At 33.2% G+C, this 23,403-nt stretch carries 25 protein-coding genes; 2 read left to right on the top strand and 23 right to left on the bottom strand.

Annotated features, from left to right (window positions below; genetic code table 11):
- Positions 1-181 precede the first annotated feature (181 nt).
- From IPI99_09625 to IPI99_09660, 8 genes are all read right to left on the bottom strand, one after another.
- Positions 182-559 (bottom strand): VOC family protein, encoded by a 378-nt coding sequence (locus IPI99_09625; GenBank protein MBK7340773.1) that lies wholly within the window; start codon positions 557-559, stop codon positions 182-184.
- 7 nt (positions 560-566) lie between these two features.
- The gene (locus IPI99_09630) at positions 567-1,013 is read right to left on the bottom strand and encodes an SRPBCC domain-containing protein (GenBank protein ID MBK7340774.1); all 447 of its coding nucleotides are present in this window, start codon (positions 1,011-1,013) and stop codon (positions 567-569) included.
- A 286-nt stretch (positions 1,014-1,299) separates the two neighbouring features.
- Positions 1,300-1,737 (bottom strand): DUF1801 domain-containing protein, encoded by a 438-nt coding sequence (locus IPI99_09635; protein ID MBK7340775.1) that lies wholly within the window; start codon positions 1,735-1,737, stop codon positions 1,300-1,302.
- Positions 1,738-2,988: 1,251 nt separating this feature from the next.
- Positions 2,989-3,816: an SDR family NAD(P)-dependent oxidoreductase gene (locus IPI99_09640; protein ID MBK7340776.1), complete on the bottom strand. Its 828-nt coding sequence runs from the start codon at positions 3,814-3,816 to the stop codon at positions 2,989-2,991.
- Positions 3,817-3,827: 11 nt separating this feature from the next.
- Positions 3,828-4,109 carry a ferredoxin family protein gene (locus IPI99_09645; GenBank protein ID MBK7340777.1) on the bottom strand — a complete coding sequence of 94 codons (282 nt, stop codon included), beginning with the start codon at positions 4,107-4,109 and terminating at the stop codon, positions 3,828-3,830.
- A gap of 253 nt (positions 4,110-4,362) precedes the next feature.
- The gene (locus IPI99_09650; protein MBK7340778.1) at positions 4,363-4,653 is read right to left on the bottom strand and encodes a hypothetical protein; all 291 of its coding nucleotides are present in this window, start codon (positions 4,651-4,653) and stop codon (positions 4,363-4,365) included.
- Positions 4,610-4,840 (bottom strand): hypothetical protein, encoded by a 231-nt coding sequence (locus tag IPI99_09655; GenBank protein ID MBK7340779.1) that lies wholly within the window; start codon positions 4,838-4,840, stop codon positions 4,610-4,612. The genes IPI99_09650 and IPI99_09655 overlap by 44 nt, the downstream gene beginning before the upstream one ends.
- A gap of 94 nt (positions 4,841-4,934) precedes the next feature.
- Complete coding sequence (locus IPI99_09660; GenBank protein MBK7340780.1) at positions 4,935-5,348, bottom strand: ester cyclase; 414 nt, start codon at positions 5,346-5,348, stop codon at positions 4,935-4,937.
- Positions 5,349-5,429: 81 nt separating this feature from the next.
- Between IPI99_09660 and IPI99_09665 the strand changes: the two genes are divergently transcribed.
- Complete coding sequence (locus IPI99_09665) at positions 5,430-5,786, top strand: helix-turn-helix transcriptional regulator (GenBank protein ID MBK7340781.1); 357 nt, start codon at positions 5,430-5,432, stop codon at positions 5,784-5,786.
- 669 nt (positions 5,787-6,455) lie between these two features.
- Here IPI99_09665 and IPI99_09670 read toward each other — a convergent pair.
- From IPI99_09670 to IPI99_09720, 11 genes are all read right to left on the bottom strand, one after another.
- Entirely contained in the window at positions 6,456-7,202 is a 747-nt protein-coding gene (locus IPI99_09670; GenBank protein MBK7340782.1) for an MBL fold metallo-hydrolase, read from the bottom strand.
- 88 nt (positions 7,203-7,290) lie between these two features.
- A complete protein-coding gene (locus IPI99_09675; GenBank protein MBK7340783.1) occupies positions 7,291-7,869 on the bottom strand; it encodes a Crp/Fnr family transcriptional regulator in 579 nt (192 codons plus the stop codon).
- 252 nt (positions 7,870-8,121) lie between these two features.
- Positions 8,122-8,370 (bottom strand): hypothetical protein, encoded by a 249-nt coding sequence (locus IPI99_09680; GenBank protein ID MBK7340784.1) that lies wholly within the window; start codon positions 8,368-8,370, stop codon positions 8,122-8,124.
- 775 nt (positions 8,371-9,145) lie between these two features.
- On the bottom strand, positions 9,146-9,898 hold the full coding sequence (locus IPI99_09685; GenBank protein MBK7340785.1) for an ABC transporter permease: 753 nt from the start codon (positions 9,896-9,898) through the stop codon (positions 9,146-9,148).
- The gene (locus IPI99_09690) at positions 9,895-10,656 is read right to left on the bottom strand and encodes an ABC transporter ATP-binding protein (GenBank protein MBK7340786.1); all 762 of its coding nucleotides are present in this window, start codon (positions 10,654-10,656) and stop codon (positions 9,895-9,897) included. The genes IPI99_09685 and IPI99_09690 overlap by 4 nt, the downstream gene beginning before the upstream one ends.
- Positions 10,656-12,200: a hypothetical protein gene (locus IPI99_09695; protein MBK7340787.1), complete on the bottom strand. Its 1,545-nt coding sequence runs from the start codon at positions 12,198-12,200 to the stop codon at positions 10,656-10,658. Before IPI99_09695 ends, IPI99_09690 begins: the two co-directional genes overlap by 1 nt.
- A gap of 1 nt (position 12,201) precedes the next feature.
- Positions 12,202-13,005: a hypothetical protein gene (locus IPI99_09700; protein MBK7340788.1), complete on the bottom strand. Its 804-nt coding sequence runs from the start codon at positions 13,003-13,005 to the stop codon at positions 12,202-12,204.
- Positions 12,998-14,788: a hypothetical protein gene (locus tag IPI99_09705; protein ID MBK7340789.1), complete on the bottom strand. Its 1,791-nt coding sequence runs from the start codon at positions 14,786-14,788 to the stop codon at positions 12,998-13,000. The genes IPI99_09700 and IPI99_09705 overlap by 8 nt, the downstream gene beginning before the upstream one ends.
- A gap of 6 nt (positions 14,789-14,794) precedes the next feature.
- On the bottom strand, positions 14,795-15,799 hold the full coding sequence (locus tag IPI99_09710) for an ABC transporter substrate-binding protein (GenBank protein MBK7340790.1): 1,005 nt from the start codon (positions 15,797-15,799) through the stop codon (positions 14,795-14,797).
- 80 nt (positions 15,800-15,879) lie between these two features.
- On the bottom strand, positions 15,880-17,406 hold the full coding sequence (locus IPI99_09715) for a hypothetical protein (GenBank protein ID MBK7340791.1): 1,527 nt from the start codon (positions 17,404-17,406) through the stop codon (positions 15,880-15,882).
- Positions 17,406-18,443, bottom strand: a complete 1,038-nt coding sequence (locus IPI99_09720; GenBank protein ID MBK7340792.1) for a nucleoid-associated protein — start codon at positions 18,441-18,443, stop codon at positions 17,406-17,408. The genes IPI99_09715 and IPI99_09720 overlap by 1 nt, the downstream gene beginning before the upstream one ends.
- Before the next feature lie 538 nt (positions 18,444-18,981).
- On the opposite strand from IPI99_09720, the gene IPI99_09725 reads away from it, so the two are divergent.
- Entirely contained in the window at positions 18,982-19,284 is a 303-nt protein-coding gene (locus IPI99_09725) for a hypothetical protein (protein MBK7340793.1), read from the top strand.
- A 292-nt stretch (positions 19,285-19,576) separates the two neighbouring features.
- Here IPI99_09725 and IPI99_09730 read toward each other — a convergent pair whose 3' ends face one another.
- The 4 genes from IPI99_09730 to IPI99_09745 all read right to left on the bottom strand — a co-directional run bounded on the left by IPI99_09730 (position 19,577) and on the right by IPI99_09745 (position 23,363).
- Positions 19,577-20,164, bottom strand: coding sequence for a hypothetical protein (locus IPI99_09730; protein ID MBK7340794.1), 588 nt, complete (start codon positions 20,162-20,164; stop codon positions 19,577-19,579).
- Positions 20,157-20,732 (bottom strand): DUF5343 domain-containing protein, encoded by a 576-nt coding sequence (locus IPI99_09735; GenBank protein ID MBK7340795.1) that lies wholly within the window; start codon positions 20,730-20,732, stop codon positions 20,157-20,159. Before IPI99_09735 ends, IPI99_09730 begins: the two co-directional genes overlap by 8 nt.
- A 639-nt stretch (positions 20,733-21,371) precedes the next feature.
- Positions 21,372-22,763: a hypothetical protein gene (locus IPI99_09740; GenBank protein ID MBK7340796.1), complete on the bottom strand. Its 1,392-nt coding sequence runs from the start codon at positions 22,761-22,763 to the stop codon at positions 21,372-21,374.
- Between the two features lie 243 nt (positions 22,764-23,006).
- The gene (locus IPI99_09745) at positions 23,007-23,363 is read right to left on the bottom strand and encodes a tyrosine-type recombinase/integrase (protein MBK7340797.1); all 357 of its coding nucleotides are present in this window, start codon (positions 23,361-23,363) and stop codon (positions 23,007-23,009) included.
- Positions 23,364-23,403 lie beyond the last annotated feature (40 nt).

Below are 23,403 nucleotides of genomic sequence, written 5' to 3' on the forward strand. Positions count from 1 at the left end.
GCTTTTACAAGATTTATAACTAATAAAATGATATTGGTCAAGATGTCCTATAACTGATCGATTGTCTTTTAATTTAAAATTTTGATTTCTAATGGATTTAATCTTGGCTTGAATAATAATTTTGTTTGCTTATATCTCAAAATTAGAAATTATCTGAATATAATTAGAAGCAAATGTACGATTATATTGCTTTGGGATCAACCTCAAATATACCAAAGATATTATTATCCTGATCTAAAAAGTATCCTTGCCAGCAAAGCGAAGGCACTGCAAATTTTGGAATTGCAATTCTGCCGCCGCAAGAAAGTATTATTGATGCCGTTTCATCGAAGTTTTCTATCTGAATGGAACAAGTAAAAGCATTGGTCCCGAATTCTTCGGGTGGTATTTTGCCTGGTCTGGCTAACAATCCTCCATTCATTCCTTTGGTTTCAATTCTATAATATTCAATGGGAATATTCGTCTCTCTCTTAAAGCTCCAGTTGAATATGTTTTGGTAAAATTCTATTTCTCTTTTAGGATTAGATGATTGAATTTCAAAATAACTGATTGTATTCATATTCCTTTTATTTTTTAAGATCCGGTTGGCCTTTACCCGTTTTGATCAATGGGATCAAACTATTCATTAAGTAATGAGTCCATGCTTTAGAACACGCCTCATAACACTCCAGATGTGGTGTTAAACCAACATGTGTAATATTTAATTTTGTTTTATCCTCTACTTCTGTTATTTCAAATATTAGTCGAGATTCATTCCATTCATCATTTTTTTTAACAAATGTCAATTTGCTGTCTAATGTGAGCCATACTATTTTAGTGAACTGATTTACTTCAATTAACTTGTGTTTGGAATAGTGGAATTCACCATGTTGATAAATAAACTCGTCATTAAGCAGTTCCGAATTTCCTTTTAAATCTTCTGACCACCAAGCTCGCACATTGGTTATTGCCTTGAAAATATTTTCAGGCGATTGGTTTACTAAAAATGAAATGTTGAAGTCACGTTTTTGCATGTGAAGATGATTTTGTAAGGAGATTTGTTGTCGTTGTGCAATGTATGATTTTACTATATTTATTCATAAGATGGCTACTAAAGTTGGATTTAGTTATAACGCAAGTTTGAACCATTTGTTGTTATACAATCTAGTAGCCTGTTATTAATCAAATAATATTACTCTTCGACTAGATTATTTGTCTCGATGGAGTATAATGGAAACTTTTGCGGTAAAGGGAAAACTAAGAACAGATAGCGAAAATACTAAATTTTCTTTAGGCTTCTTTGGCCGAATTAATCGTTAATTATATTTTATTTATTTTAATATAGTTTGAGCCTTCAATTATAACCTTGGATAGTACATTCATGTTTATATCTGCTATAGTTTTGAATTTAATACAGTACGCAGTTACCGATTCCTTTCCGATTTTTTTACCTATAGTTTCTTTCAAATAGTTTTTGTCTTCAAGACCAATTACATATACAGAGATACCTGTTGAATTTCCGCTAATTCCTATTTGATAAAATTCCTTTTTATTTCCATCTGAATAGTTGATAGTTCGTGTGCCATACCCTATATTAGGATTAGAAATAACCTTGCCACTATTGTCTTTGCCGTCAAAAAACCACACTTTACACCCTGGTAGTAAAAGGAGGATAGTTTCGTGTAATGATAACATATCTTTCCTTTTCTGAGCAGGGAGACTGTCGATATATTCGGCTATTTGTTTATTAATTTCCATTTTACCTATATCTATTCACATTTAATCCAAATCCGAAATTTCTCTCATTCTAAGTTTTATTTCATTGTTCGTTCAACTTGTTTTGGATCTAAATTTATCAGTAGAGTCAATTTTTGAAAGGGAACCAATTGAAGAATGGACCATCAAAAGTACGATAAAAATATTGTGATCTATCGCTTGAAACAATATTTTATTTGTTATAATTAACTGTTCGACGTTTTCTGACATGAATTAATTGAATCTAACCCTAACCCAAAGGTCCGCAATCAAAATATGTTGTAATGAGGGGATTAAGCAAATCAGGAATGGTGCATACAAATGTTTTCATGTTTCTTCTATCATAAATGTGTATAATTGGTATATTGAAATGATAGTAAATTTGCCTGAATTGAAGGTATTTATTTTACCGGACAGCTAGTATGAGTTAATATTTAATTCCTCTTGCTGTGTAGTTACTTTGGCGTTTGCCGTATATTATTTTCGTTAAGGGATAATTTAATCCAAGTGGCAAATTTATTTTCACAGTTAAATATTGCATTTATCGGTTGGGTACAGCAGATCAAATATCCTGGAAACATGTTATGTTCATATAAAAACACCTATCTTGCTACCTAAGCTCATTAAAAATGAAATATGCAATATATGGTAAAAGAAATATACAATAACTGGAGGCATAAGAATATTCTAAGTAATCAATCAAACCTGTCCTCTGATTTTGTTTCCCGTATGATTAGGTAATTACACGGAGGCATCCGCTTCGTTCAACACAGGATTAATCTATACAAAGCTTTGTTTTAATTCATATTTATTCTGCATAGTTTTTTATTAAGCTTTGGCGATTTGTTTTAACTTTCCCAAGGCAATGAAATATGGAATTATAAAATTGAGAAAGGAAAACACCTGTAAAATTTGTTTAGTGTCGCCATTTGAAAACTGAATTCCCATAAACATATCAAAACTTTCTCGCGCTATATTTATTATCATTGTAAAAGCTAAAAAATTGCGTTTTGAGAACGTAATGCAAGTTTAGTAACAACCAGCATTGCAATATTTCTTCCTGCCAATTCCCATAATACTTTTTTTGTTGCTTCTACTGTATCTTCTACTGTACCGTAAGCCAATGCAGGATTTACAAAAGCTGAATAAGTTTTAAAAAGTAAAATGAGTAAAACTATACCCGTTAATATGTTTATCTATATCGGGATTTTGTCTCGTTTGTAATTTGCGTTTACACTCATTTTATGAAGCTTATCATATAAATTTTTGTATTAAATCTTCAGTTAGTTTCAAGAGTTTTTCGGTGTCTCCTGCTTGGGTCGCTAAAGTTAATGGTTTCCGCTGCTTGGCGTAAGAGAATAAAGCATTTCTTATCTTATTTGCATTGATTTCATTCATTACTTTAAACAAATTTTCTGAGGCTTTTTCAGGTGTAAGTCCGATGATAACATTCATAATCTGAACAAATAATCGCATAGGCTGAGGTTCATTTTTCAAAATTTTTGTTTTCACCAAGCCCGGCATAAATAGATTCATAGGCGTTTTTTTATGCTGGTTGTGATGAGTCGTATAAAGATTGATTGCCCATTGCCAACGTGTAAGCCCTTTTCTACCCGTAAAATCCTTTTCTATACTGATATCTCTAAAGTCAATCCTACTCGTATCTAAACCAATGACAGAAATTATCTGCGAATTGGGCGTATTTTCTAAGATCTTCTCTAATCTTTCAATCATCAAAACCCTTGAAAGATAGCCGATAGCAAAATTTTGCTCGTTGCCATCTTCGGTAATAATTCTTTCATTGGCGATGGCATTGGCATTTAATACCAATACATCTAAGTTGGAATAATTTTGCAAAAAGGTTTCACAAGCCCGTTTTACCTCCGAAAGTTTAGATAAATCTGATTTTATACCAAAAATTTCGCTATTTGAGTACAGGTTTTTTATTTCAGCAACAGTCGCATTTACTTTTTCAGCATTTCGCCCAATAATGCTTACGGTATAGCTTTCTTTTACTAATTTGAATGCCAATGCTTTACCAATACCGTCGGTTGCTCCAGTGATTAATGCAATTTTTTTCATGATTACTTTATTTAATTATTTGTCAATTTAATCGCTTTTTCCGGGCAAGCTGTAACACAAAGTCCGCAACTATGACAGGCTTGTGGATTTATCACTACCGCTTTTTCTCTTCCGTGAACTGTCGTTTTGAGTTTGCCTATGAAAGATAGTTTTGAAAACTGTTCATCGCTGATTTTTTGCATTTCAAATACATCATACGGACAAACTTCTATGCAAGGTCCTTTTGCTTCGCATCTGTTGTAATCTACCACAGGCATTATTTTTCCTGCTTCTTCTTTACAGTGATTACTCATTTATTTTTTTGTATTAATGAATGAAATGCAATGACTGATGGTAGTAAAATAAACAACAACCAAACTCTGAAAATAACCATTGAGTTCATTACATCTCGTCTAAATTATTGCTCGGTTAATTGCAAGGATTTCATCATTCCTTCTTTGGTTAATTCAGTGATTATGAAAATTATTGCCGCGATTAACGCAGAGAAAATATAGAGGCGGAAAAAGAAATTCCGCCAAAATCTGAGTTGTTCGTTTGTGATTTATATTAAAACTTATACCCAATTCTTAAAATTATACCTGCTGGTGGCAGCCTAAATGATTGTTTATCAAAGGTATTGCCGCCGACTGTTAAATCTTTGTCGTTTAAATTAACCGCCAAAGTTGGGTCAATTAACAAATTGATTTTTTTGAAAGGGTACCAATAATAGCCGAAGCGTAAACCTATACTTTCAAAATCTTTGCTTGCCGATAAGTTACTCACTTTTTCGGTTACTTTAAAATCTTGAAAATGATTAAAAGTACCACCAACAAACCATCCTTTCAAATGTTCTTTCAAAAAAAAAATAATTGTACGAAACTTCAAAGTTTTTGTACTCACTATCAAAATCATCTTTTTGCTGTGCAATGGGGTCAGATTTGGAAGTTTGACGATATTTCAATTCCACTTTGTGCTTGCTAAATCCATAACCCACACCAATATCAAAACCACCATTGAGTGGTGAAAATGGTTCTACAATTAACACGAAATTGGTTTCTTTTTTTGCTTGACCAAAGAGATTTTGGTTTGTGAAAAAAAACATTAGCACTATAAAATAATATTTGAATTGTCTTTTCATATTACAATGATTTCAATTGTTTCATCGCAGTTCCCCAGTCTTCGAGGTGATGTACTTCTACATCTTTTCCGTCTTCAAAGCGATGAATGTCTATCGTCATAATTTTGAACGATTTGGTTCCATCTGTTGGCAAACCCATAAAATCGCCATTGGGTGTTCCAGTGGCTATGCTTCTTACCACATATTTGTTGCCTTCACAAACAATATCTTGAGGTTCCCATTTCAAATCGGGAATCAATTTCCAGAAAAATCCAACTTGACCGATAAGTTGGTCTTTGGTTTTGCTTTCTACGCTTCCGTTAGAAACAAAATTATCTGCCAAAACTTCTGCTAAAACTTGAGCAGGTGTAGTTTCAGTGTTTACGGTTAATGCTTTTCTATAAAATGCAATTAACGCTTCTCTGTTTTTATCCATTTTTTTGATTTTTAAAAATTAATTTGCAAACTTCATTCAATGGTTTTACTTTTGCAAGTAGTTATAAATAAATGTCATAGTATGAAAAAACATACCATTGAGGAAATCAGTGCTTTAAGTAAGGAGGAATTTGAAAAAATATTTGATGATTGTCCTATTACCTACACCATGAATGTAATTGGCGGCAAATGGAAACCCATAATTTTGTCGAGAATAGGCATGGGGATAAATCGTTTTGGTCAAATGCAACGCAGTATCCCGACTATCAGCAAACAAATGCTTACGGCACAATTAAGAGAATTGGAAGAAGCCAATTTAATACACCGAAAAGTGTTTGCAGAAGTCCCACCAAGAGTTGAATATACTGTTAGCGAAAATGGAAAAGCTGTTTTTCCAATTTTAGAAGCTATGGCATTATGGGGTAAAAGTCAGCAATAGTCATAGTCATTGCTCGATGGGTACAACTACTTTTAGCTGCAGCATTTGGGATTAGCATTTTTTGTTTTTGGATATTTTAAACACCTTGGAGTAGCTCAAAGCCTGGAATTCAAGAGTTTTGAAAGCCACATTTTTATATCATCGTTCAGTTCTCTCAAATGGAAGCGCTTTCACAGGCGTTGAAAAGTCAGTTTTGAGTGAAGGAGGGTATTACTTGAAACTATTTTACAAATCAGCTTATCAAATGCTTATGCAAAATTGAAATTCATTTGGTGGGTACTTCCACTCTCAACAAAGTGGTAAGAATTATTCCAATTATACGTTCACCACTAAAAACAATGATCGCAAAATGACAACATTAACGGATATGTATTTCAATTTTCGAATTCCTAAAATTCGCGTAGGGGAATGTACGAAATCCCTGCTGATAAATCTGTAGTTTTGAATAAACTGGAGAGATTCCCCAGCCTCTATCAAGCGAAGTCACGCTTTAAAGTCACTTATAGAAACCCTTCAGTTTCCGGCTTCAGCTGCTTCGTTGTACACTGCATTGCGGAAAGCTCATTTTTTTTCTAGACTCGTTAAATTAGTCCTCAAGGATTCGTTCTTTGTAGAACTTTCCTCAATACGACAGAATGATTTAACTGCTGCTTGAATTATTGGGTCAGGTTATCCTTTCCAGTCTTTTACTGCATTTTTATAGTCATTCGATATGCCCCAATGTGAAGTCAAAATTACCTCCACGTTTGGTATGTTTGTAATTTTTGAGATAGATTTTGTAGTCATATCGTGATCAAGGTCAAAAAACTTAACTGAATCTCCAAGTTTACCATTGTGCAAACTTAGAATGTCACCAGTAAATAGGTATTTTTCGTTTACTTGAAAACACATTGAACCACTTGTGTGTCCTTCTGTAAGTATGCAATGAATTTTATGTTTTCCAATTTCAAGATTTTGTTGGTCATCTAAAAGTATATAGTCATTTCTGCTAATACTGTTGTTGTAACCTGGTATTTTTTGCTTTTCGCCATTCAGCATTTTTACTTCATTTCTTGCCATATACAATTTGGCATTTTTGAATAAAGGAATACCAGCAACGTGGTCCATGTCGGAATGTGTCAAAAAAACCGCGATTACTTCATCCGGATTTATATTTAGTTTATGCATTTCAGATATTATAACTTTTATATCCTTTCCGGCGTCAATTGCTATGTATCCTAAGCTGTCTTTGATAAGATACATATTGGCAAACTCATCTTTTATAGCAAACCCGTGTTCCGAAATTTGTCCTGTTGGAACAGGTGTCATTTTACCAGTTTCAGAACTGAATTTATATAAGAAGTATCCTACAGTTATTGCTGCTACACCAACAAGTAATCCAACTCCTTTAAGTGTATTTTTTACTGTTTTGTTCATTGTCTTTTAAGAATTTTAAAATTTATTCTGCAAAATAACAATGACTGAATAGGTCAAAACGATAACAAAAGATAAGAAAATTGGAAAGTTATTTTCTTGTCACTCGATTTCTAATTCGGCTTAAAGAAACAGGCGTGACTCCAATGTACGAAGCGATTTGACGCTGTGGAATGCGTTGAAGCAATTCTGGTCTGTCTTTCTGTAACATTAAATATCTTTCTTCCGGACTATTAAGTAGGTATGATATAAATAAGTCGTGAAGCAGGATAAATCTCTGTTCAATAGCCTTTCTAATAAATTCGTTCATTTTTGGAAATATCTCATACAATTTTTCTTGTCCTTTGTGTGTAAGTATCAGGACTTTACATTCTTCTAATGTTTCAATGGCAACTTTGCTTGGTTTTCGTGATAGAAAACTGTCATACGAACCTGCAAACATATTTTCCGTAAAAAAGTAAGTTGAAAGTTCTTCTCCGTCTTTCTCACAGTAAAGTCTTATGCAACCTTTAATTAAATAAAAAACTTCATTTGATACTTTACCTATCTCTAAAAGAGTAGTTTTTTTCTTGATCTTTTTGGGTTCAAAATAGGGCATAATTATTTTCAATTCACTGTTGTCAAAGTCAGTGAACTGTCTAAAAATTTCTATTTTTTCTTGATCTGTCATTTCTTTTAGTCCGGTTTGGGCAGGTTGCAGTTAACGTCGGACTGTGAAAATACCATTTTTCTGTTTTCAACTGCATAAAACACCTGGTAAAAATTCATATAACCGAATTTTAGACGTGATAAGGACAAGATTTTTATGTACCGCCGAATAGGTTACAAAAAAATAAGAGCTCCCACAGGCTTAAAACAAGCCAATTTTGTGATGGGCTTGGGTCTTTCTTGTAACTATTATGGTAATCAACTTACCACTTGCTTATCCAAAAGTGAACGGCCATAGGCGGGTACCTTTGCTCCGGTTAATACAGTCATGCGGGATATTTGTCACACCGAGGAAAAAAGCTGCGTATAGCAAACTTGTATGATCAACTGATTTGCCGCCACCAATGCCGAAAGTTGAAGTACCAGTTCTTTTGTGCATGTTGATCAAAACAGGAATTGACATCAGTTTGTGCCCCATCTGCAAAACTGGAAAATTAATCTTGATCCAAACAAGTATTTGCATCAACGGCATTTTGATCGATGTAAAGACTATACAAAACAAAGGCTCTCCATTAATAAACATCGACATTCCATGAAAATTACCCTAAATAAATATTGTTATACATTTACTTCCACAAAAAATTAATGTAGATTTTTCTGTAGCGAAGCTATGCAAAAAAACTAATAATTGTACCACTAAAAAGGTAAAAGCTTGACCAAAAAAAACTCAATTGATATACTATGACACCTAAGAAGAGGTCTCGTTGAATATGAACGAATGAAGTCTTGAATTTTATTCAAGACCAGATGCATAGAGATGCATCTGATGAGAGAACTGAGAGATCCTTCTCTCAGCTTACGAATGAAGTCTTGAATCTTATTCAAGACCAGATGCATAGAAATGTATCTGATGAGAGAACTGAGAGACCCTTCTCTCCGCTTTATAGCAGAAAGCCCTTTGTAGTTTTATTTTATCATTATCTGTAAGTGACGATTAGCTTTTTATTGTATTTTTCCTTTGGGCTTTCTTCTATACGGCTAAATGTTACCGGATGCCCTTCTGTCTGTCCGTAGTGTTGTAGTGTAAAGTTTGCAGACACTTTGTCCCAAGTGATTTACATTAGAAACACTGTCTGTCGAGTTAAGCACTAAGCCTGTGCAGTGGCGGAAAAAAAACAAAAAAAATAGGGGTGGAAAAAATTCTTCTTGGGGTGGAGAAAAAAATACTCTCTTAAAAAAATTGCTTGCAGCGTTGCCTTGTGCGTTTTTTAAGAGTGTATTTTTTTGTGCGTGGGCTTTTATTTCCATTTCATTAGTGTCTTTTCAAACAAGTTAATAATACCTGAAAGGAAAAGAGCCAAAAGTATTATACAGATTAAAGAAGCTAAAACCAATGAAACATCATAAGTTCCACCAGCTTTTAAAATTCTATGTCCCAAACCTTCATGTGCTGAAATAAATTCTGCAACGAAAGCACCAAGCAAGGCAAAACTAATGTTCAGTTTAAGCGAATTAAAAAGCCAAACCAACGATGAAGGCACAATCAGCTTTGAAAATATTTGCGTCCGTGAGGCTCCAAAGGAGTGAAACAGTTTTATTTGTTGAACATCAACATGTCTTGCACCTTCATAAGATTGAGTGATTGCAATTACTACTGTTGAAAGTGCAGACATCATAACCTTTGCATACATACCAGTTCCAAACCACATTATCATCATAGGTGCAATGGAAAAAATAGGAATTGCTCCAATTGCAATAATGTAAGGTTTTGTTAAATCGGCAACTCGTTTTGAATACCATAGGGAAAGTCCGAATGCTGCACCGCAAATGTTGCCAATTAGAAAACCATAAATCGCTTCTTGTCCTGTAATAAAAATGTCCCTTGGTAAAATACCATTGGAGAAGTTTTCAATCAGCGAATGAAAAACTCTGGATGGAGAAGAAAACAAAAATAGTTTCTTTTCAGTTGTTGAAATTACAAACTGCCATAACAGCAAGAAAACTGTTAATGGCATCAAACCCAAAACGATATTTATGATTTTTCTTTTCATTGTTCGTCTTTCTTTGGAAGTGATTGCCATATTTCAGTAAAGTATTTAGAAAACTTTTTGTCCTGCTTAACTGAAATTGGACTTCTCTTTTCTACATCAAAAGTTATCTGTAATTCCTTGAATGTTTCGTTTGGCTTGTGATTGAAAATTATAGTTCTGTCACTTACTGTTATTGCTTCATCAATGTCGTGAGTAATCAGTAAAACTGTTTTGTGATTCTCTTTTGACAAAGCATGTATTTGTTCTTGTAATTCAAGCCTTGTGTTGTAATCAATTGCTGAAAAAGGTTCGTCCAAAAGCATTATTTCAGAATCTAACATCAGAGTTCTGATAAGAGCAACTTTTTGTCTTTCACCGCCTGAAAGTTGTGAAGGATAACTATTAACCAAATTTGAAATGCCAAAGCGTTTCAAATACTGCATTACATTTTCTTTTGTGGAGGAATTTATTTTGCCTTGAATTTCAATACCTACAATTATGTTTTGATAAACTGTTTTCCAAGGGAGCAATAAATCTTTTTGCATCATGTATGCTATTGCAGTGCTCCTGTCTGCAATGTGGTCAAGTTTTACTTCTCCGCTATATTCATTGTCAAGTCCAATTATTAAGTTGAAAAGAGTTGTTTTTCCACAACCATTTGGTCCCAAAATAGAAACAAACTCCCCTGAACGGAAAGTGAGATTGAGGTTTTTAAAAACCTCAACGCTACTCGTTGGAGTGCTAAATGATTTGGTTATATTTTTTAACTCAATGTTCATTAGTGCTTGGCAATTTCTTTTTGTGCATTTGTAACTCTTGACTTTGCAAATGTTGCTTTAGGGTAACTTTGATTAAAAATTTTAAAACAATAGGTTTCTTCTTTGTCTCTCAAAATAAATTGAGGAAACTTCTTTTGAATTACTTGATATTCTTCTTCGCTTAAATTGATGTTTGTAAACTCGTTCAATAAACCTTTTCCTCTTTCAACTCCTCCAATTCCAGCCCCTTCCATCAAAGTCATTTTCTCTCTTGAATAAATGTATTCAGGTAACAAATCTTTAAATGCTTCTCTCAAAATAAACTTTGTAGTTGTTTCTCCGGTGTTTGTCTTTGCTACTTTTAAAGAGGGATGAATGTTTAAAGCATACTCAACCAAAGCTCTGTCAAGAAATGGTTCACGAACTTCAACAGCATATTTCATCCCTGTTTTGTCAATTCGCAAAAGTTGTGTCCTGTATAAATCGTTTAAAAGATTTTTAATTTCATTTTGAAATTCTGTTTCATCAGGAAGGAAAAGAAAATCACCATAGCCGCCAAATATTTCATCGCTTCCCTCGCCACATAAAACAATTTTGAAACCCTTGTCGTGTGCTAACTCTGCCAATTTCATTGAAAGTAATGAGCCACGAATAGGGTTTGGTTCAAATGTCTCAATGGAATAAATCACATCAGGAACATTTTCAAGCAAATTTTCTTTGCTTGTTTTAACGTGGTGAAACTTCAAATTCAAATCATTGCAAAGTCGCTTTGCATAAATCACATCTTCACCTGAATCTTCACCTACAATTAAAGCTGTAACATCATTGTGATACCTGCAACACAATAAATGAACTATTGAACTGTCAATGCCACCGCTTAAAAAAGTTGCAATAGGCAAATCTGTTTCAACTCTTTTCTTTACGGCCAATTCAACAAGTTCACGAATATTATTTGCAATTGTGCTTACTGAATCAGTATTCCATTTCGTGCTTGGCGTTTTATAATATTGGAATACTCCTTCATCGGTTATGTAGTGTGCTGGTTCAAGTTCTTCAAATGTTTCTACTTCCAATTCAATAAAGGATTTCATTTCAGAAGAAATATAAACTTCATTCTCTTTTTTACAATAGAAGAAAGGTTTTACTCCAAAAAAATCTCTTGCTCCAAAAAATCTATTTTGAACGGAATCATAAATTAGAAATGCAAACATTCCTTCCAACTGCTCCAAGAAATTTATTCCGTATTCTTCGTAAAGATGAACTAAAACTTCTGTGTCGCAATCTGAAATAAAAGTGTGTCCTTTTAATTGCAGTTCTGATTTTAATTTTTTATAGTTGTAAATCTCACCGTTAAAAACAACTCCTAGCGTTCTGTTCGCATTGAAAAAGGGTTGTGAGCCGTTTGTTCTGTCAACTATTTTAAGTCGAACACTTCCTAATATTGCATTTCCTATATGAACTTGTGTTGGTGCAGAATCTCCCCGATGCTCAATTTTTTTGAGCATTAACTCCATTTCTGTTTTGCCTTTTTGAGTAGGATTAACAATTGCTGCGATACCACACATTTTATTTCTTTTCTTCTTTATTAAAATATGAAAACCAAGGTCTGCTTCTTATTCCCTTACGAAAAGAATAAATCTGTAGACTTGGAAGGTTAGGTGCAATTAGCTCCTTTTCATCATCTGAGGTGTAAGTTAGAAAGACACTTTGAGAGTAATTCTTTTCAACAAAGTGCTTTTCAAGTTGATTCAGTTCAATATATGCATAAGCAGACTGTTCTGTAGTGTCAAATCTCAAATCACCAAATATTTGATTGTTTGAATACCTGTAACTATGTTTTGAAGCCGAATTCTTCAAAAGTTCAAATGAATGGTTGTTTTGAACATAGGTTGATACCTCATTAATTTTACTACGGTCTATTATTGAAATAATTAAATCATTTATGTCTTTCATTCGATGTTGCCTTATGAATGGCATCAAAATTTCTGACATTAAAATATGGCTATAGTTGAACTCATTTAAAATTGTCTTTAATTCCTTGTAATATTTTTTAAATATTTCTTGTTTATACCCATTGAGCAAAACATGACTGTCGGTAAAAATAACAGTTAAATGAACTTCCATTTTGTATTGTTTCTCGATTACTCTCAATAAACCGAATAAATTAAAAAGAGACTCGTAATCATATTTATCAAGAGAATCCTTATGAGATGCACCCCAGTATTGAATAAAATACAATATTTTTTTACCTTTTTCTTTTCTGGCTTTAACATAATTTTCTAGCCCAGAAATTTCTCTATTTCGAACCTCATCCTTTTTTGCTGCCAAAAAAGAGCCTATTGTTTTACCGTTTCGCAAGTTGCTATTCATATCTATAAATATACTTGTCGTTTTCTTTAAGCTTTAATAATCCTCTAGACAAGAGAACGAGCCCAATAATCATAATGTTGAAATAAAAGAAAGTGATTAATCCCAAATTTATTGGGAGATTAATTCCATACCATTCATTTTTGTGATTAATTCCAATTGGAAGTTCAAAGCGAATAGCAGGAATATGATAGCCATAAATGTGAAACATACTTGAAATAACTTCAAAGATTAAAAACAAGGAACCGACTGTATAAAGGTATGAGGTCTTACTTACATAAAGCCATAATTTAGTTCTCAGAGTATCTCTCCACTTTTGCCGAAAGAACATGAAAGGAGAAGCAAAAAGAATTAAAGCATCAGTCCGTTTTTCTTTCAATCTAAGTTTGTTAACCTTATGCTCATAAGTCAAAAATTTGTTTTCTGTTTTACGCCATTCACTTAACAAATCTTTTTCAATCAATTCGTTAATTTTAGTGTCTGTAATTTCAGTTTGAGATTGTATACCTTCCTTTCTTAATTCGGAAATATTTTTTAAATCATTTGCAGAGGGGGTAGTCCTATCGTAATACAAGTTTCCCCACATTTTCCATTTATAAAGTCGGTCAACATAATACCTAATGATAGTATCAAAAGTGAATGTCACTTTTCTTTCATCGTGAATGTCGGTTTTTATTTTCTCTCGACAGTCTGTGTCAGCAATAAGTAAATCTAATAACTCTTGTTCTTTTGAATCTGAATAATTGAATTTTCTCTTAAGGAACTTTGTAAGCCCAGTTGTATTACTCTCTTTAAGAAATCTAAAAATCTCAAATAGATTTTTGTCAATGCCATATAACAAGGCTTGCAATTTGTTTTGATTTTTTAGTTCACAATTACCAAGAATTCCTGTGAAAAGATAATTCTCACGAACTGTTGCCAAGTCTTCAATTTCAAAGACCTTACTTTCTGTATCTAAATTTCGTTCCTTGTTAATTAAAAAATCTAATGAAACATAATCACAGGTAATTGCTACCGAATCTGTATAAGCACTCTGCTGCAAGAGTTTCAACTCTTGTCCGAAATCTTCTGTTTTAACTTTCGTTTTATTGTAAACGGCTGAATGAATTTGACCAATGCAATAACCAGTTGAAGGTTCAGCATAATAGATAAAATGGCCTGTTACTTCATCTTTAGTAAATTTTCTTTGTGTTGATGTTCTCTTATGAGTTCTTCCAAATTTCTCATTTTGATTATTGTATATGTCATTTTTTACCTTTTCCTCTAAACTCGGACTACAAGCAACGGAAAAGGCAATTTTAGAAATTATTCCGCCTATTACTTTTTTGTCTTTGAAGAGTGTATCAAATTTATTTACATCAGTTATTGATAAAATATCTTTCTCCGTGTCATAACTTAATATCTCCTTGAAATCCTTATCTGAACTTAATGATGATTTTGTATATGAAGTAAGGAGTTTTTCAAAGAGTGAAAATTCTTTTCCTAAATCTGTTGTGGGGTCTTGGAGATAAACCAAATATGAAGGGTCGCAAATTGAGGCATCAGATAGTCCAAATATCAAACAGAAAGTAGCGAATCCATCTCCCTTTAGGTTTGCGTTTTTATCAAAACGAACATCATCTTTTTTGCCTATAATGTTCACTGATAACTTGCCAAACGGGGTATCTTCAAAATCACCGGCATAGTATGCAAGGAAGAAGGGAGTATAAAGAATTGTGTCGGCTGAAATTGCGACATTAAGTGTTTCAATTCTCCGTGAATCATTTCTTTCTTCTGCTGTGCTCATAGGAAATTATTTTTGCTTTGCTGCATTCTCAGCAAAGGAATTATCAACTGCATCTGATGTTGGTTTCATTTCCTTCATGTCGCCTATATCAACCCTTACTTGCATCGCTTTCTGCCATGCTTCATCACTCATTACAGCATGGTCAGGAATTGTTTTGTCATTTACCATTCTTTTTACAGCATTTGCAACAACTGTTTTGTCAAGATTAGGGAAAAGTTTCGCTGCTATTTCGGCTGTTCCAGCTTCATCCGTGTGGCAATACTGCAATGCTTTTTCAATTGCATTCACAAATTTTTGAACAGTTTCTTTATTTGCGTTTATGTATTCCTCTGTTGTTGTTAAACCAGTGAAAGCAAATCTTCCATAAAATTTCGGTGAGGAGTAAACAACTCTGTAACCTTTACTTTCAGCTATTGATGTTCCTGGTTCTAAGTCCATCGCAATATCTGCACTTCCATTTTCAAGTAAAGCCAACTGTGAACCAATTGGGGCTTGAACAATAGTTGTGTTCTTCAATAAATCTCCCCCTTTCATTATTGTCTTTTTCATCAAAGCGTAATTTGTTGATGGGTCGGGGAATGTTCCAACTTTCAAACCAGCCAAATCACTTGGCTGTTCTATGGTTTTGATGTTATCCTTGTTTGTTACACCCCAAATGGTTACTCCGTCAACGATAGAACCAATCACTTTTCCTTTTGCTCCCTTCTCTCGTGATATGGCTGTGAATACAGGGTCGCCAATTCCAAATTGTGCTTCGCCTTTCAAGACAGTTGCAAAAACTTGGTCGTCATTACCTGAAAACTTTACTGTTATATCAAGTCCTTCGTCTTTGAAAAAACCCTTCTCCTGTGCAATGTAAAAAGGTAGGTAAATTAGATACTTCTCTTGTCCCCACTGTGCTACTGTTATTTTGGTAGCTTCGTTGGTTTTTGGTTTTTCAGTGTTGCATGAATTGCATCCTCCCAATATGACTGAGATGACAAGTGTTGCGACTAAAATTATTTTATTCATTTTGACTTTTTTTAATTGTTATATTATAGGGCAAAGATAGTTATTCACTTAATATTTATTACGATTTTTACTTGGTAAATTCAACAATTACATCCCTTCCCAAATAGCATTTTCCAAAGGAACGTATCAAACAACTGCGAAAGATTATAAGTCAGGAACAAAAACAATGTTCCTCCCAACAGTATTGCTAAAAACCATTTCCAAAGGTTGCTATAATTTTTGAGTTTTCCATCTATGAATGCTACATCAGCGTTGAATTCTTTATCATCATTTAGGATTCTTTGAATGTCCTCTTTCTCCAAAAGGTCTGTGTAACGTTCTTTCAAATTTGTGTAGCTATCAACAAATCTTTTCCGTTGTTCTTTCACTTCCCACTTTGCTACTAAGTAGTAAAGGAATGAGCCGAACAAAAAAACAATTGAAAGAACTGTTGTGTCAAGTGTAAACACATTTAAAAAATCTCCGTTGCCTAAAACTTTTATTGCAATTGCTGAAAAGTAAAAAGTGATTAGTGCCAAAGAACTTTTTTGAAAACCACTTGCAAAAGTTTCAATGACTTTGTTTGCTCTGTTGTTGAAGTCAAGCAACTGGTCAGAAATTTTATTTCTGATTTCAATGTATTGCTTGATGTTCTGCTTCTCGTAAACTTTGTAACTGGATTGAATAGATTGAAAGGGATGCCCTTTCAATTCTATCTCTCCACTTTTTTCAAAGTGAAGGGAAATAATGTTTCGTGCTAAACCTATTTTATCATTGAGGTTTCCGGCACAATAAACCCAATTGTAAATATTGAAATATTCATTTGTGCCGTTTATCGGCAATGTTTTTACATCAACTTTCCCCTTTATTGATTTGTAGCCGTTGATTTTAAATTCAAGTTCGTTTGCTTTTAGTGTAGTGATGTCAAACAAATAAACAACGGAAAGCACAACAGCATAATGATTGAAAAGCAAACACAGCTTGCTGTGTTTTGCATTTTCAGTTTGCATTTGAAAATCATCAGGCGTTAAGTTGTGTTCTTCAATGTTCGTGTAATTACTTGCTGAAAGAATACTGTCAAGGCGTTTACGCCTATCAGTAAATGTTTGAGTAGGTGCGTTACCACCTACTTGTGTAAAGAAAATATTGGCAGTGTTGAATGACTTGTCAAGTTTCAACACATTGAAGTTTATAAAAGATGTATTTGATAAAACACGATTGAAAATTGCAAATGCTTCTGCAACTGATAATTTTTCAAGAGTTGCTGTGAAGATTTCTAAATCATAAATAGAAATGTTGCTTGCAACATTTCCTTTAGTGATTTTAAAAGTTGCTGTGATTGGTTCGCCTTCTTGATGTTTGTGTTCATCCTCAAGTTGTTTTTTGAATTTTGCAAAGTCAAGTGAAGTTGAATAAAGTGAAACTGGTTCTGCATCACCGAATGTGATTATAAAAGTTAGTTGGTCGCTTGGTTGTATAAAGTTGTAAGCAGTTTGAATGCTAGCAATGTCTGACAGTGAAAAGTTTGTTGCTGATAATTCACAAATAAATTCCTTGTCATTCTCTGAAACAGTTGTTTGAGAATAAGTAGAGAAAAAACAGTGAAGAAACTTATCAGCGAATTGCATTAGCTATTTCCGTTTTGTCTGTTGCTAAAATATTGGTAGCCCTGTTCGGATTTGATTTTTACATACCTTGTTCCGTCTGCATCTTTCTCGGCTGTGATAATAGTTTCAAGGTTCGGAATATCTTCTTTCAAGTGCAAATCAATTTGGCTTGTCAATGGAATAGTGTTTAGAAATTTTGCCCTAATCTTTGCTTTTACAATCGTGAAATGTTCGTCAAAAGGTGTTCTTGGTTTTGAGGGCAATTGTCGGATTTGAGTTTTGATTTCTGCAACATCGAGGCTGGAATCAAAGGGAGTGTAGTTTCCAATTGCTTTGTCCAAATACTCTTGCATGTCAAAGTTGTCATTGGCTCTGAAATAGCGAACTGTGCTGTTACGCAAGTGCAAATAATCTTGTGGGTGCTTCTTTTTAATTTTTGTAAAAATACCTTTGTCAATTGCTTCAAAAGCATTTTCTGTGTTGTCCTCGTCCGAATAAACTTTGGTGAGTTCTAAAAACTCTTTCCACCAATAATGAGAAAGGTTTGGATTGGTGTCATACACCAAAACATTTGTAACAGTTTGGTCGCTGTTAAGCGAACAAACAAATGCTTTGAAAACTTTTTTCTTTAATGGTAGTCCTCGTGAGATCGTAAAGTTTATTTCATTTAGGAAATCGCTATGGTCTGCTTTGCAAATAACAAGTTTGTTGATGCTGTTTTCTGTCACCAATGCCTGAACAACTATTCCCTTTTGAATTTCAACTCCAAGTTTCAACATATTTGCTTGTGCCTCTTGCTCTTTCTTCAAAAGTCGTGTTACAATTGTTGATGCAATTGCTGGAAATTCTTCACCTGCAATAATTTTTGTAATCTGTCCTCTTACTTCTGTTGTGTCACTGTCAAACTTAAAGTTTCTGCCACTGCTACCTGTCGTAATGAGATTTACCAGTCCTTGCAGGTATGTATTGAAGTCAGCACCATAAATTGACTGCTCAATTGACTCTACTGCTTGTTGGTGAATATCAACCTTAAATATTTGTATGGCTGTTATGTCCATGTTTGATAAATTAAAAAAGTGAAAGATAAAGATTGTCGGTTAAATTGTGCTGATAAAGCGTTGACGATTGCACTCTTTTGACTTTGCCTTTGGGTTGGCTTGTGTGTGAGCAGGCAAAGGCAAATGTGTGCAATGTGCGTTGGCATTAGAATTTTTTCGTGCGTTGGCAATTTTTTTTGTTTTTTTTCCTGAAGCGTTTGCCATTCAAAGCGGTGTCGGTCGGTGTCGGGTTTTGTCAAAATGTTCATTTTTTGTCTGTCAGTTTATGTTAGCACTGTCGTCATAGGGTTTCCGGTAACGGCAGACTGTGAAAATACTATATTTTCTGTTTTCAACTGCATAAATCACCTGGTAAAATTTCATATAACCTAATTTTAGACGTGATAAAAGCAATATTTTTACAGACCGCTGAATATTTGCTTAAAAAATAAGAACTCCCACAGGCTTAAAACAAGCCATTTTTGAGATAGGCATAGGTCTTTCTGGGGACTATTCTGGTAATCAACTTTCCACTTGCTTATCCAAATGTGAACTTTCTTTGGTGGGAACCCTTGCTCCGAATGATACACGTCATGCCGGATATTTGTCACACCGTGGAAAAAAGCTGCGTATAGCAAACTTGTATGATCAACTGAAGTTGCCGCCACCAATGCCAAAAGTGGAAATACCAATTCAATTGCGCGTATTGATCAAAACAGGAATTGACATAAGTCTATGTCCCATCTGCAAAACTGGAAAATTAATCCTGATCAAAACAAGTATTTGCATCAACGGCATTTTGATCGATGTCAAGACCATACAAAACAAAGGCTCTCCATTAATAAACATCGACATTCCATGAAAATTACCTTAAATAAATATTGTTTTACATTTACTTCGAGAAAAATTAATGTAGATTTTTCTGTATGAAGCTATGCAAAAAACTAATAATTGTACTACTAAAAAGTAAAAGCTTGACCTAAAAAAAACTCAATTGATATACTATGACACCTAAGAAGAGGTCTCGTTGAACACCGTATAGCAGAAAGCCCGTTGTAGTTTTATTTTATCATTATCTGTAAGTGACGATTAGCTTTTTATTGTATTTTTCCTTTGGGCTTTCTTCTATACGGCTAAATGTTGTATGCTGTTTTTTATAATCCAATTTGTTTATCCCAGTCGTTAATATATTGCTCAATTCTTCTAAATTCTGAAGGAAGTAATAATCTGTTATGTGCTATATAATTCCTCGCTTTTTCTAATTCATCAAATCTTTGTTTTAACCAATGTTGAGTTGGAATTAAATCAGAAAAATTATTCCAATTGTGTGTAATAATATCAGACAAATGTCCAAATTGAGTAAACTCAATTATTTCAGTATTGTCACCCTCAAGCCAAGAATTTAACTGCGCTTCCTCTTGTCTCTTTTGTGCAAAATCTCTAACAGTTTTTGGAACTCCTTTTTCCCACCAGTCTGTTGTATATTTATCCTTTAATCTTTCTTTGATAATATCTCTAACTGAATTTTCAAAACAATTAATAAGAGCATAAATTCTTGCCATTTTCAAAGCTTCATTCCTAGCTTGTATTGAAAATGGTCTTAATGATTCACCCATTAATGATTTTTCAGTTTGTTCATTGTCTGCTCCAACTTGTATACCAGCAGATTTAAAATTTTCAGCTTCAGCTTCAAACATCAATGCTCTAAACATCCATTCTCTAACATTTGAATTATTACTCATTTAATAAATGTTCTCTTAGTGATTTAAAAATAGAATTATATACTTCTATATCCTTTGTCGCAGGTAAGTGAATTTCAATATTATATCGAAGATTTGGAATAATTGGAATTTTCACTTCACTAATTGGGACTTCAGAAATAGTATTTTCATTTTCTTTAACTTGGTGAGTAGTAGATTTCTCTTTTTTAATTATCGTTTTGGAATTAATATCAGCTAAATCTAATAAAGTTAAAAAAGTATTAGCCATAAATCCTGCAACTTGATCACTTACATTATGAGTTGATTTGAACAACCCAGAAATTGATTGTTTATCATTATTACTTGGATTTTCTGTTAAGTGAAATATGTCCGAATATGCGATTTTTAATACTTCTCCTAAAACTTGTCGAGACCTTGCAGGATTTCTATATTCATGATATATCTGAGTTGGCACACCACTTTCTGATAAAAATCCAATATCTTTTAATAGTCCAATTACAGCTTGGTCATTACTACTTTTAAATCCAATTTTTTTAAGGTGTTCCATAGAAAATTTTTCTGGGGCAGTACCCTCTACAATTTTTTTCATAATTGCAGGTAAGTTCTTTACACTATTTAGATATTTTTTTGAAAGCATATTTCTTATTTAATTGTTTAATTATTAAGGTTTGATAAAATAGCATACAACGGCTAGTATTTACGAGGTAGCTGCCTTTGTCAAATGTAAAAAGCAAAGAATTGAATATTTACTTTTTGTTGAAACTAAAAGTGAAACATTCGATCATTGGCAGCAATCTCCGTAAATACATTGTTATCAGATGTAAAAGTCTGATTTAGTTACATAGTACATTTGTTGCTTAATAACCTGTTGCACAAATAATAAATTATTCCTGCAATTAAAGAATAAAAAGATTCGAGATACACTTCCGAATTATTATTAGATTTAATATTATATGCTAAACTAAAGTAAATAAATCCGAGAAATCCAAAAATTAATATACTATAAGTAAAGTTAAATTTTTTTAGAAGTGTATACTTGTTTTCGAAATGCTGCATAAAAAGAATCACAATGAGCAAAGGACTAAAAAAAAACAAACTTAACTTAAAACCAAAAATAAAATTACTTATTGAAAAATTTGATTCCTTTATTATAACTAAATAAATAATTCTAATTATCAAGCATGCTATCCAAATAATCAACCCCGAAATGAATAGTTTTATTTTCATTTTAAAAACATTGAATGCATGGTGGCTTAACTTTCTCAATAGGTGGATTGAAACAATATTTTTCCCATGCCTCCTGAAGTTTTTTCAGATCTGGTCTGCAATGAAAGCTACAAGTAGTGCCAGCACCTTGTAAGCTTTCAATTTCAGTTTTAAGCTTATTAAAAATACAATCCCAGTATTCATCAGCGTCCTTATAACCAGACTCACCCCCAAACCATACATGATACCAATTTGTTAATTTATCGACACCTGCTGTATAAAACTCATAACACCCATTTTGGTCTATTTTAATACCAAATTTCCTATTACCACTAACTGGGTGAAAACCATTTCCACTAAACATACCTCCATCGCTCCATATTGTTGAAAATATCCAAGACTTATCATTCTCCGAAAATTTTGAACAAATAACATCACCATTATCCGCTAAGTCAATATTAAATATGGTCCCTAATGGATCATCAAACCACTTAACTTCTTGTTCATCATTGAAAAATGTAAAGTCACCGTTACATGCTTTATCTATAGCATCTTCATAAAATATTGTACGAATGTAAAGAAATAAATCCTCTAGTGAAAATGTTTCTCCGTTTGGATATTTTGGTAATGTACAAATCTTAAGACAATGATAATCTACATTAGTTGCTCCTCCAAAATTAGAAGCATCTTTTAATCCCATAATTTTAGAACTTCCACCCAAGACCTGATTTAGATAAGCTAAAACAGATTCTTCAATTTCCATAGTACCTAGCTCCAACCAAAGTGTGAAGTATGGTGAATTTTCTAAACACTCTTTTCCGCCATATAATAAAAAAGGGTCATCTTTTACCATATTTATGAAAAGCTCTAACTTCTTAAGTGCACCTAAAGAAACAAATTGGCCGCAAGGATCTGGTCGAGGAGTACTTAGATAGTCATTAGTCTGTTGTATTAAATCAATTTGATCCGCTGTAAGTGTTGTACTTCCAAATGCGAGAATTTCAAATTCTTTAACATCTTCCATTATTTTCCAGTAATAACCTGGAGTCTCTATTTTTGATCTGATAAAATCAATATCATATTCATTTACTCTTGGACTTGTTAATCCAGAATATGAGATCTCATATCTCATTTTAATGATTCGTGAACTATCAGAATTAAAAATTGGAATTTTTACTAACGTAATTTCATCTTCTCTCATTGAAAGTAGATCAAAACTATTTTCTTCTGAAGTTAGATCTTTATCTTCCGAACAAGAACTAATAAAAATTATGTAAAAAACTAAATAAAATAACTTTTTCATATTTAATGTTTTATTATAATGTCCTACTTTGTTTTTAGGTGTTTTCGGAACAAATATTTCACCCGTTACCCGGATAATTAAAGAATACTTCGCCAGAAGCATGTCTTTCATATTTTGATACCAGAATTCTATAGTATCTGGTATTCAATTTGTTAGATATTTTTCTTTTTCATATCTGATAACATCTTTATATACGCCATAAAATATATACGCCATTATGGCGTATATATTTTATGGCGTATATATCTTCTATGTGTGATAGGCTTTCTTTGCATATTATAAGGCATTTTAAGGTCTTTGTACAAAATTATTCGATTTATTTCGTATTTGATAACAAATGAGAGCTTTTTTATTCTAAAGGTTCATATCGTCTATCGGGCTACGAAATCGGTATTTGTTCGTATCCTGCACATGTGTGTATATTTCTGTAGTCTTGATAGAGTTATGGCCCAAAGCTTCCTGTATTCTTCTCAGATCTACTCCCAGTTCGAGTAGGTGAGTAGCGTAGCTGTGTCTGAGTGTATGAACGGTAGCATAACTATCTACAGCGGCTTTCTCGATTTGAGTATGAAACATATTTTGGATACTTCTGGGACTGTATTGTCCACCTTCCTGACCTTCAATAAGCCAGTAATTGGGGTTATAACGGCCATGTACTTGCATCGTGCCGCCACTGGTCAAGAAGCCAAAAGTAAGACATTTTATATTCATTATTAGCCAAAAGTGAAAAATGGATTTTTATTGGCGGCAT

The sequence above is a fragment of the Saprospiraceae bacterium genome (assembly GCA_016710235.1).
In the GTDB taxonomy this organism is placed as follows: domain Bacteria; phylum Bacteroidota; class Bacteroidia; order Chitinophagales; family Saprospiraceae; genus Vicinibacter.

Excerpts from the sequence above, each read along its gene's own strand:
- IPI99_09670 (MBK7340782.1), bottom strand. The coding sequence starts at position 7,202 with ATGAACAAAACAGTAAAAAATACACTTAAAGGAGTTGGATTACTTGTT.
- IPI99_09740 (MBK7340796.1), bottom strand. The coding sequence starts at position 22,763 with ATGAAAGACATGCTTCTGGCGAAGTATTCTTTAATTATCCGGGTAACG.
- IPI99_09630 (MBK7340774.1), bottom strand. The coding sequence starts at position 1,013 with ATGCAAAAACGTGACTTCAACATTTCATTTTTAGTAAACCAATCGCCT.
- IPI99_09730 (MBK7340794.1), bottom strand. The coding sequence starts at position 20,164 with ATGAGTAATAATTCAAATGTTAGAGAATGGATGTTTAGAGCATTGATG.
- IPI99_09665 (MBK7340781.1), top strand. The coding sequence starts at position 5,430 with ATGAAAAAACATACCATTGAGGAAATCAGTGCTTTAAGTAAGGAGGAA.
- IPI99_09690 (MBK7340786.1), bottom strand. The coding sequence starts at position 10,656 with ATGAACATTGAGTTAAAAAATATAACCAAATCATTTAGCACTCCAACG.
- IPI99_09695 (MBK7340787.1), bottom strand. The coding sequence starts at position 12,200 with ATGTGTGGTATCGCAGCAATTGTTAATCCTACTCAAAAAGGCAAAACA.
- IPI99_09700 (MBK7340788.1), bottom strand. The coding sequence starts at position 13,005 with ATGAATAGCAACTTGCGAAACGGTAAAACAATAGGCTCTTTTTTGGCA.
- IPI99_09645 (MBK7340777.1), bottom strand. The coding sequence starts at position 4,109 with ATGAGTAATCACTGTAAAGAAGAAGCAGGAAAAATAATGCCTGTGGTA.
- IPI99_09705 (MBK7340789.1), bottom strand. The coding sequence starts at position 14,788 with ATGAGCACAGCAGAAGAAAGAAATGATTCACGGAGAATTGAAACACTT.
- IPI99_09640 (MBK7340776.1), bottom strand. The coding sequence starts at position 3,816 with ATGAAAAAAATTGCATTAATCACTGGAGCAACCGACGGTATTGGTAAA.
- IPI99_09710 (MBK7340790.1), bottom strand. The coding sequence starts at position 15,799 with ATGAATAAAATAATTTTAGTCGCAACACTTGTCATCTCAGTCATATTG.
- IPI99_09745 (MBK7340797.1), bottom strand. The coding sequence starts at position 23,363 with ATGAATATAAAATGTCTTACTTTTGGCTTCTTGACCAGTGGCGGCACG.
- IPI99_09735 (MBK7340795.1), bottom strand. The coding sequence starts at position 20,732 with ATGAAAAAAATTGTAGAGGGTACTGCCCCAGAAAAATTTTCTATGGAA.
- IPI99_09685 (MBK7340785.1), bottom strand. The coding sequence starts at position 9,898 with ATGAAAAGAAAAATCATAAATATCGTTTTGGGTTTGATGCCATTAACA.
- IPI99_09625 (MBK7340773.1), bottom strand. The coding sequence starts at position 559 with ATGAATACAATCAGTTATTTTGAAATTCAATCATCTAATCCTAAAAGA.
- IPI99_09715 (MBK7340791.1), bottom strand. The coding sequence starts at position 17,406 with ATGCAATTCGCTGATAAGTTTCTTCACTGTTTTTTCTCTACTTATTCT.
- IPI99_09675 (MBK7340783.1), bottom strand. The coding sequence starts at position 7,869 with ATGACAGATCAAGAAAAAATAGAAATTTTTAGACAGTTCACTGACTTT.
- IPI99_09660 (MBK7340780.1), bottom strand. The coding sequence starts at position 5,348 with ATGGATAAAAACAGAGAAGCGTTAATTGCATTTTATAGAAAAGCATTA.
- IPI99_09720 (MBK7340792.1), bottom strand. The coding sequence starts at position 18,443 with ATGGACATAACAGCCATACAAATATTTAAGGTTGATATTCACCAACAA.
- IPI99_09680 (MBK7340784.1), bottom strand. The coding sequence starts at position 8,370 with ATGCAAATACTTGTTTGGATCAAGATTAATTTTCCAGTTTTGCAGATG.
- IPI99_09635 (MBK7340775.1), bottom strand. The coding sequence starts at position 1,737 with ATGGAAATTAATAAACAAATAGCCGAATATATCGACAGTCTCCCTGCT.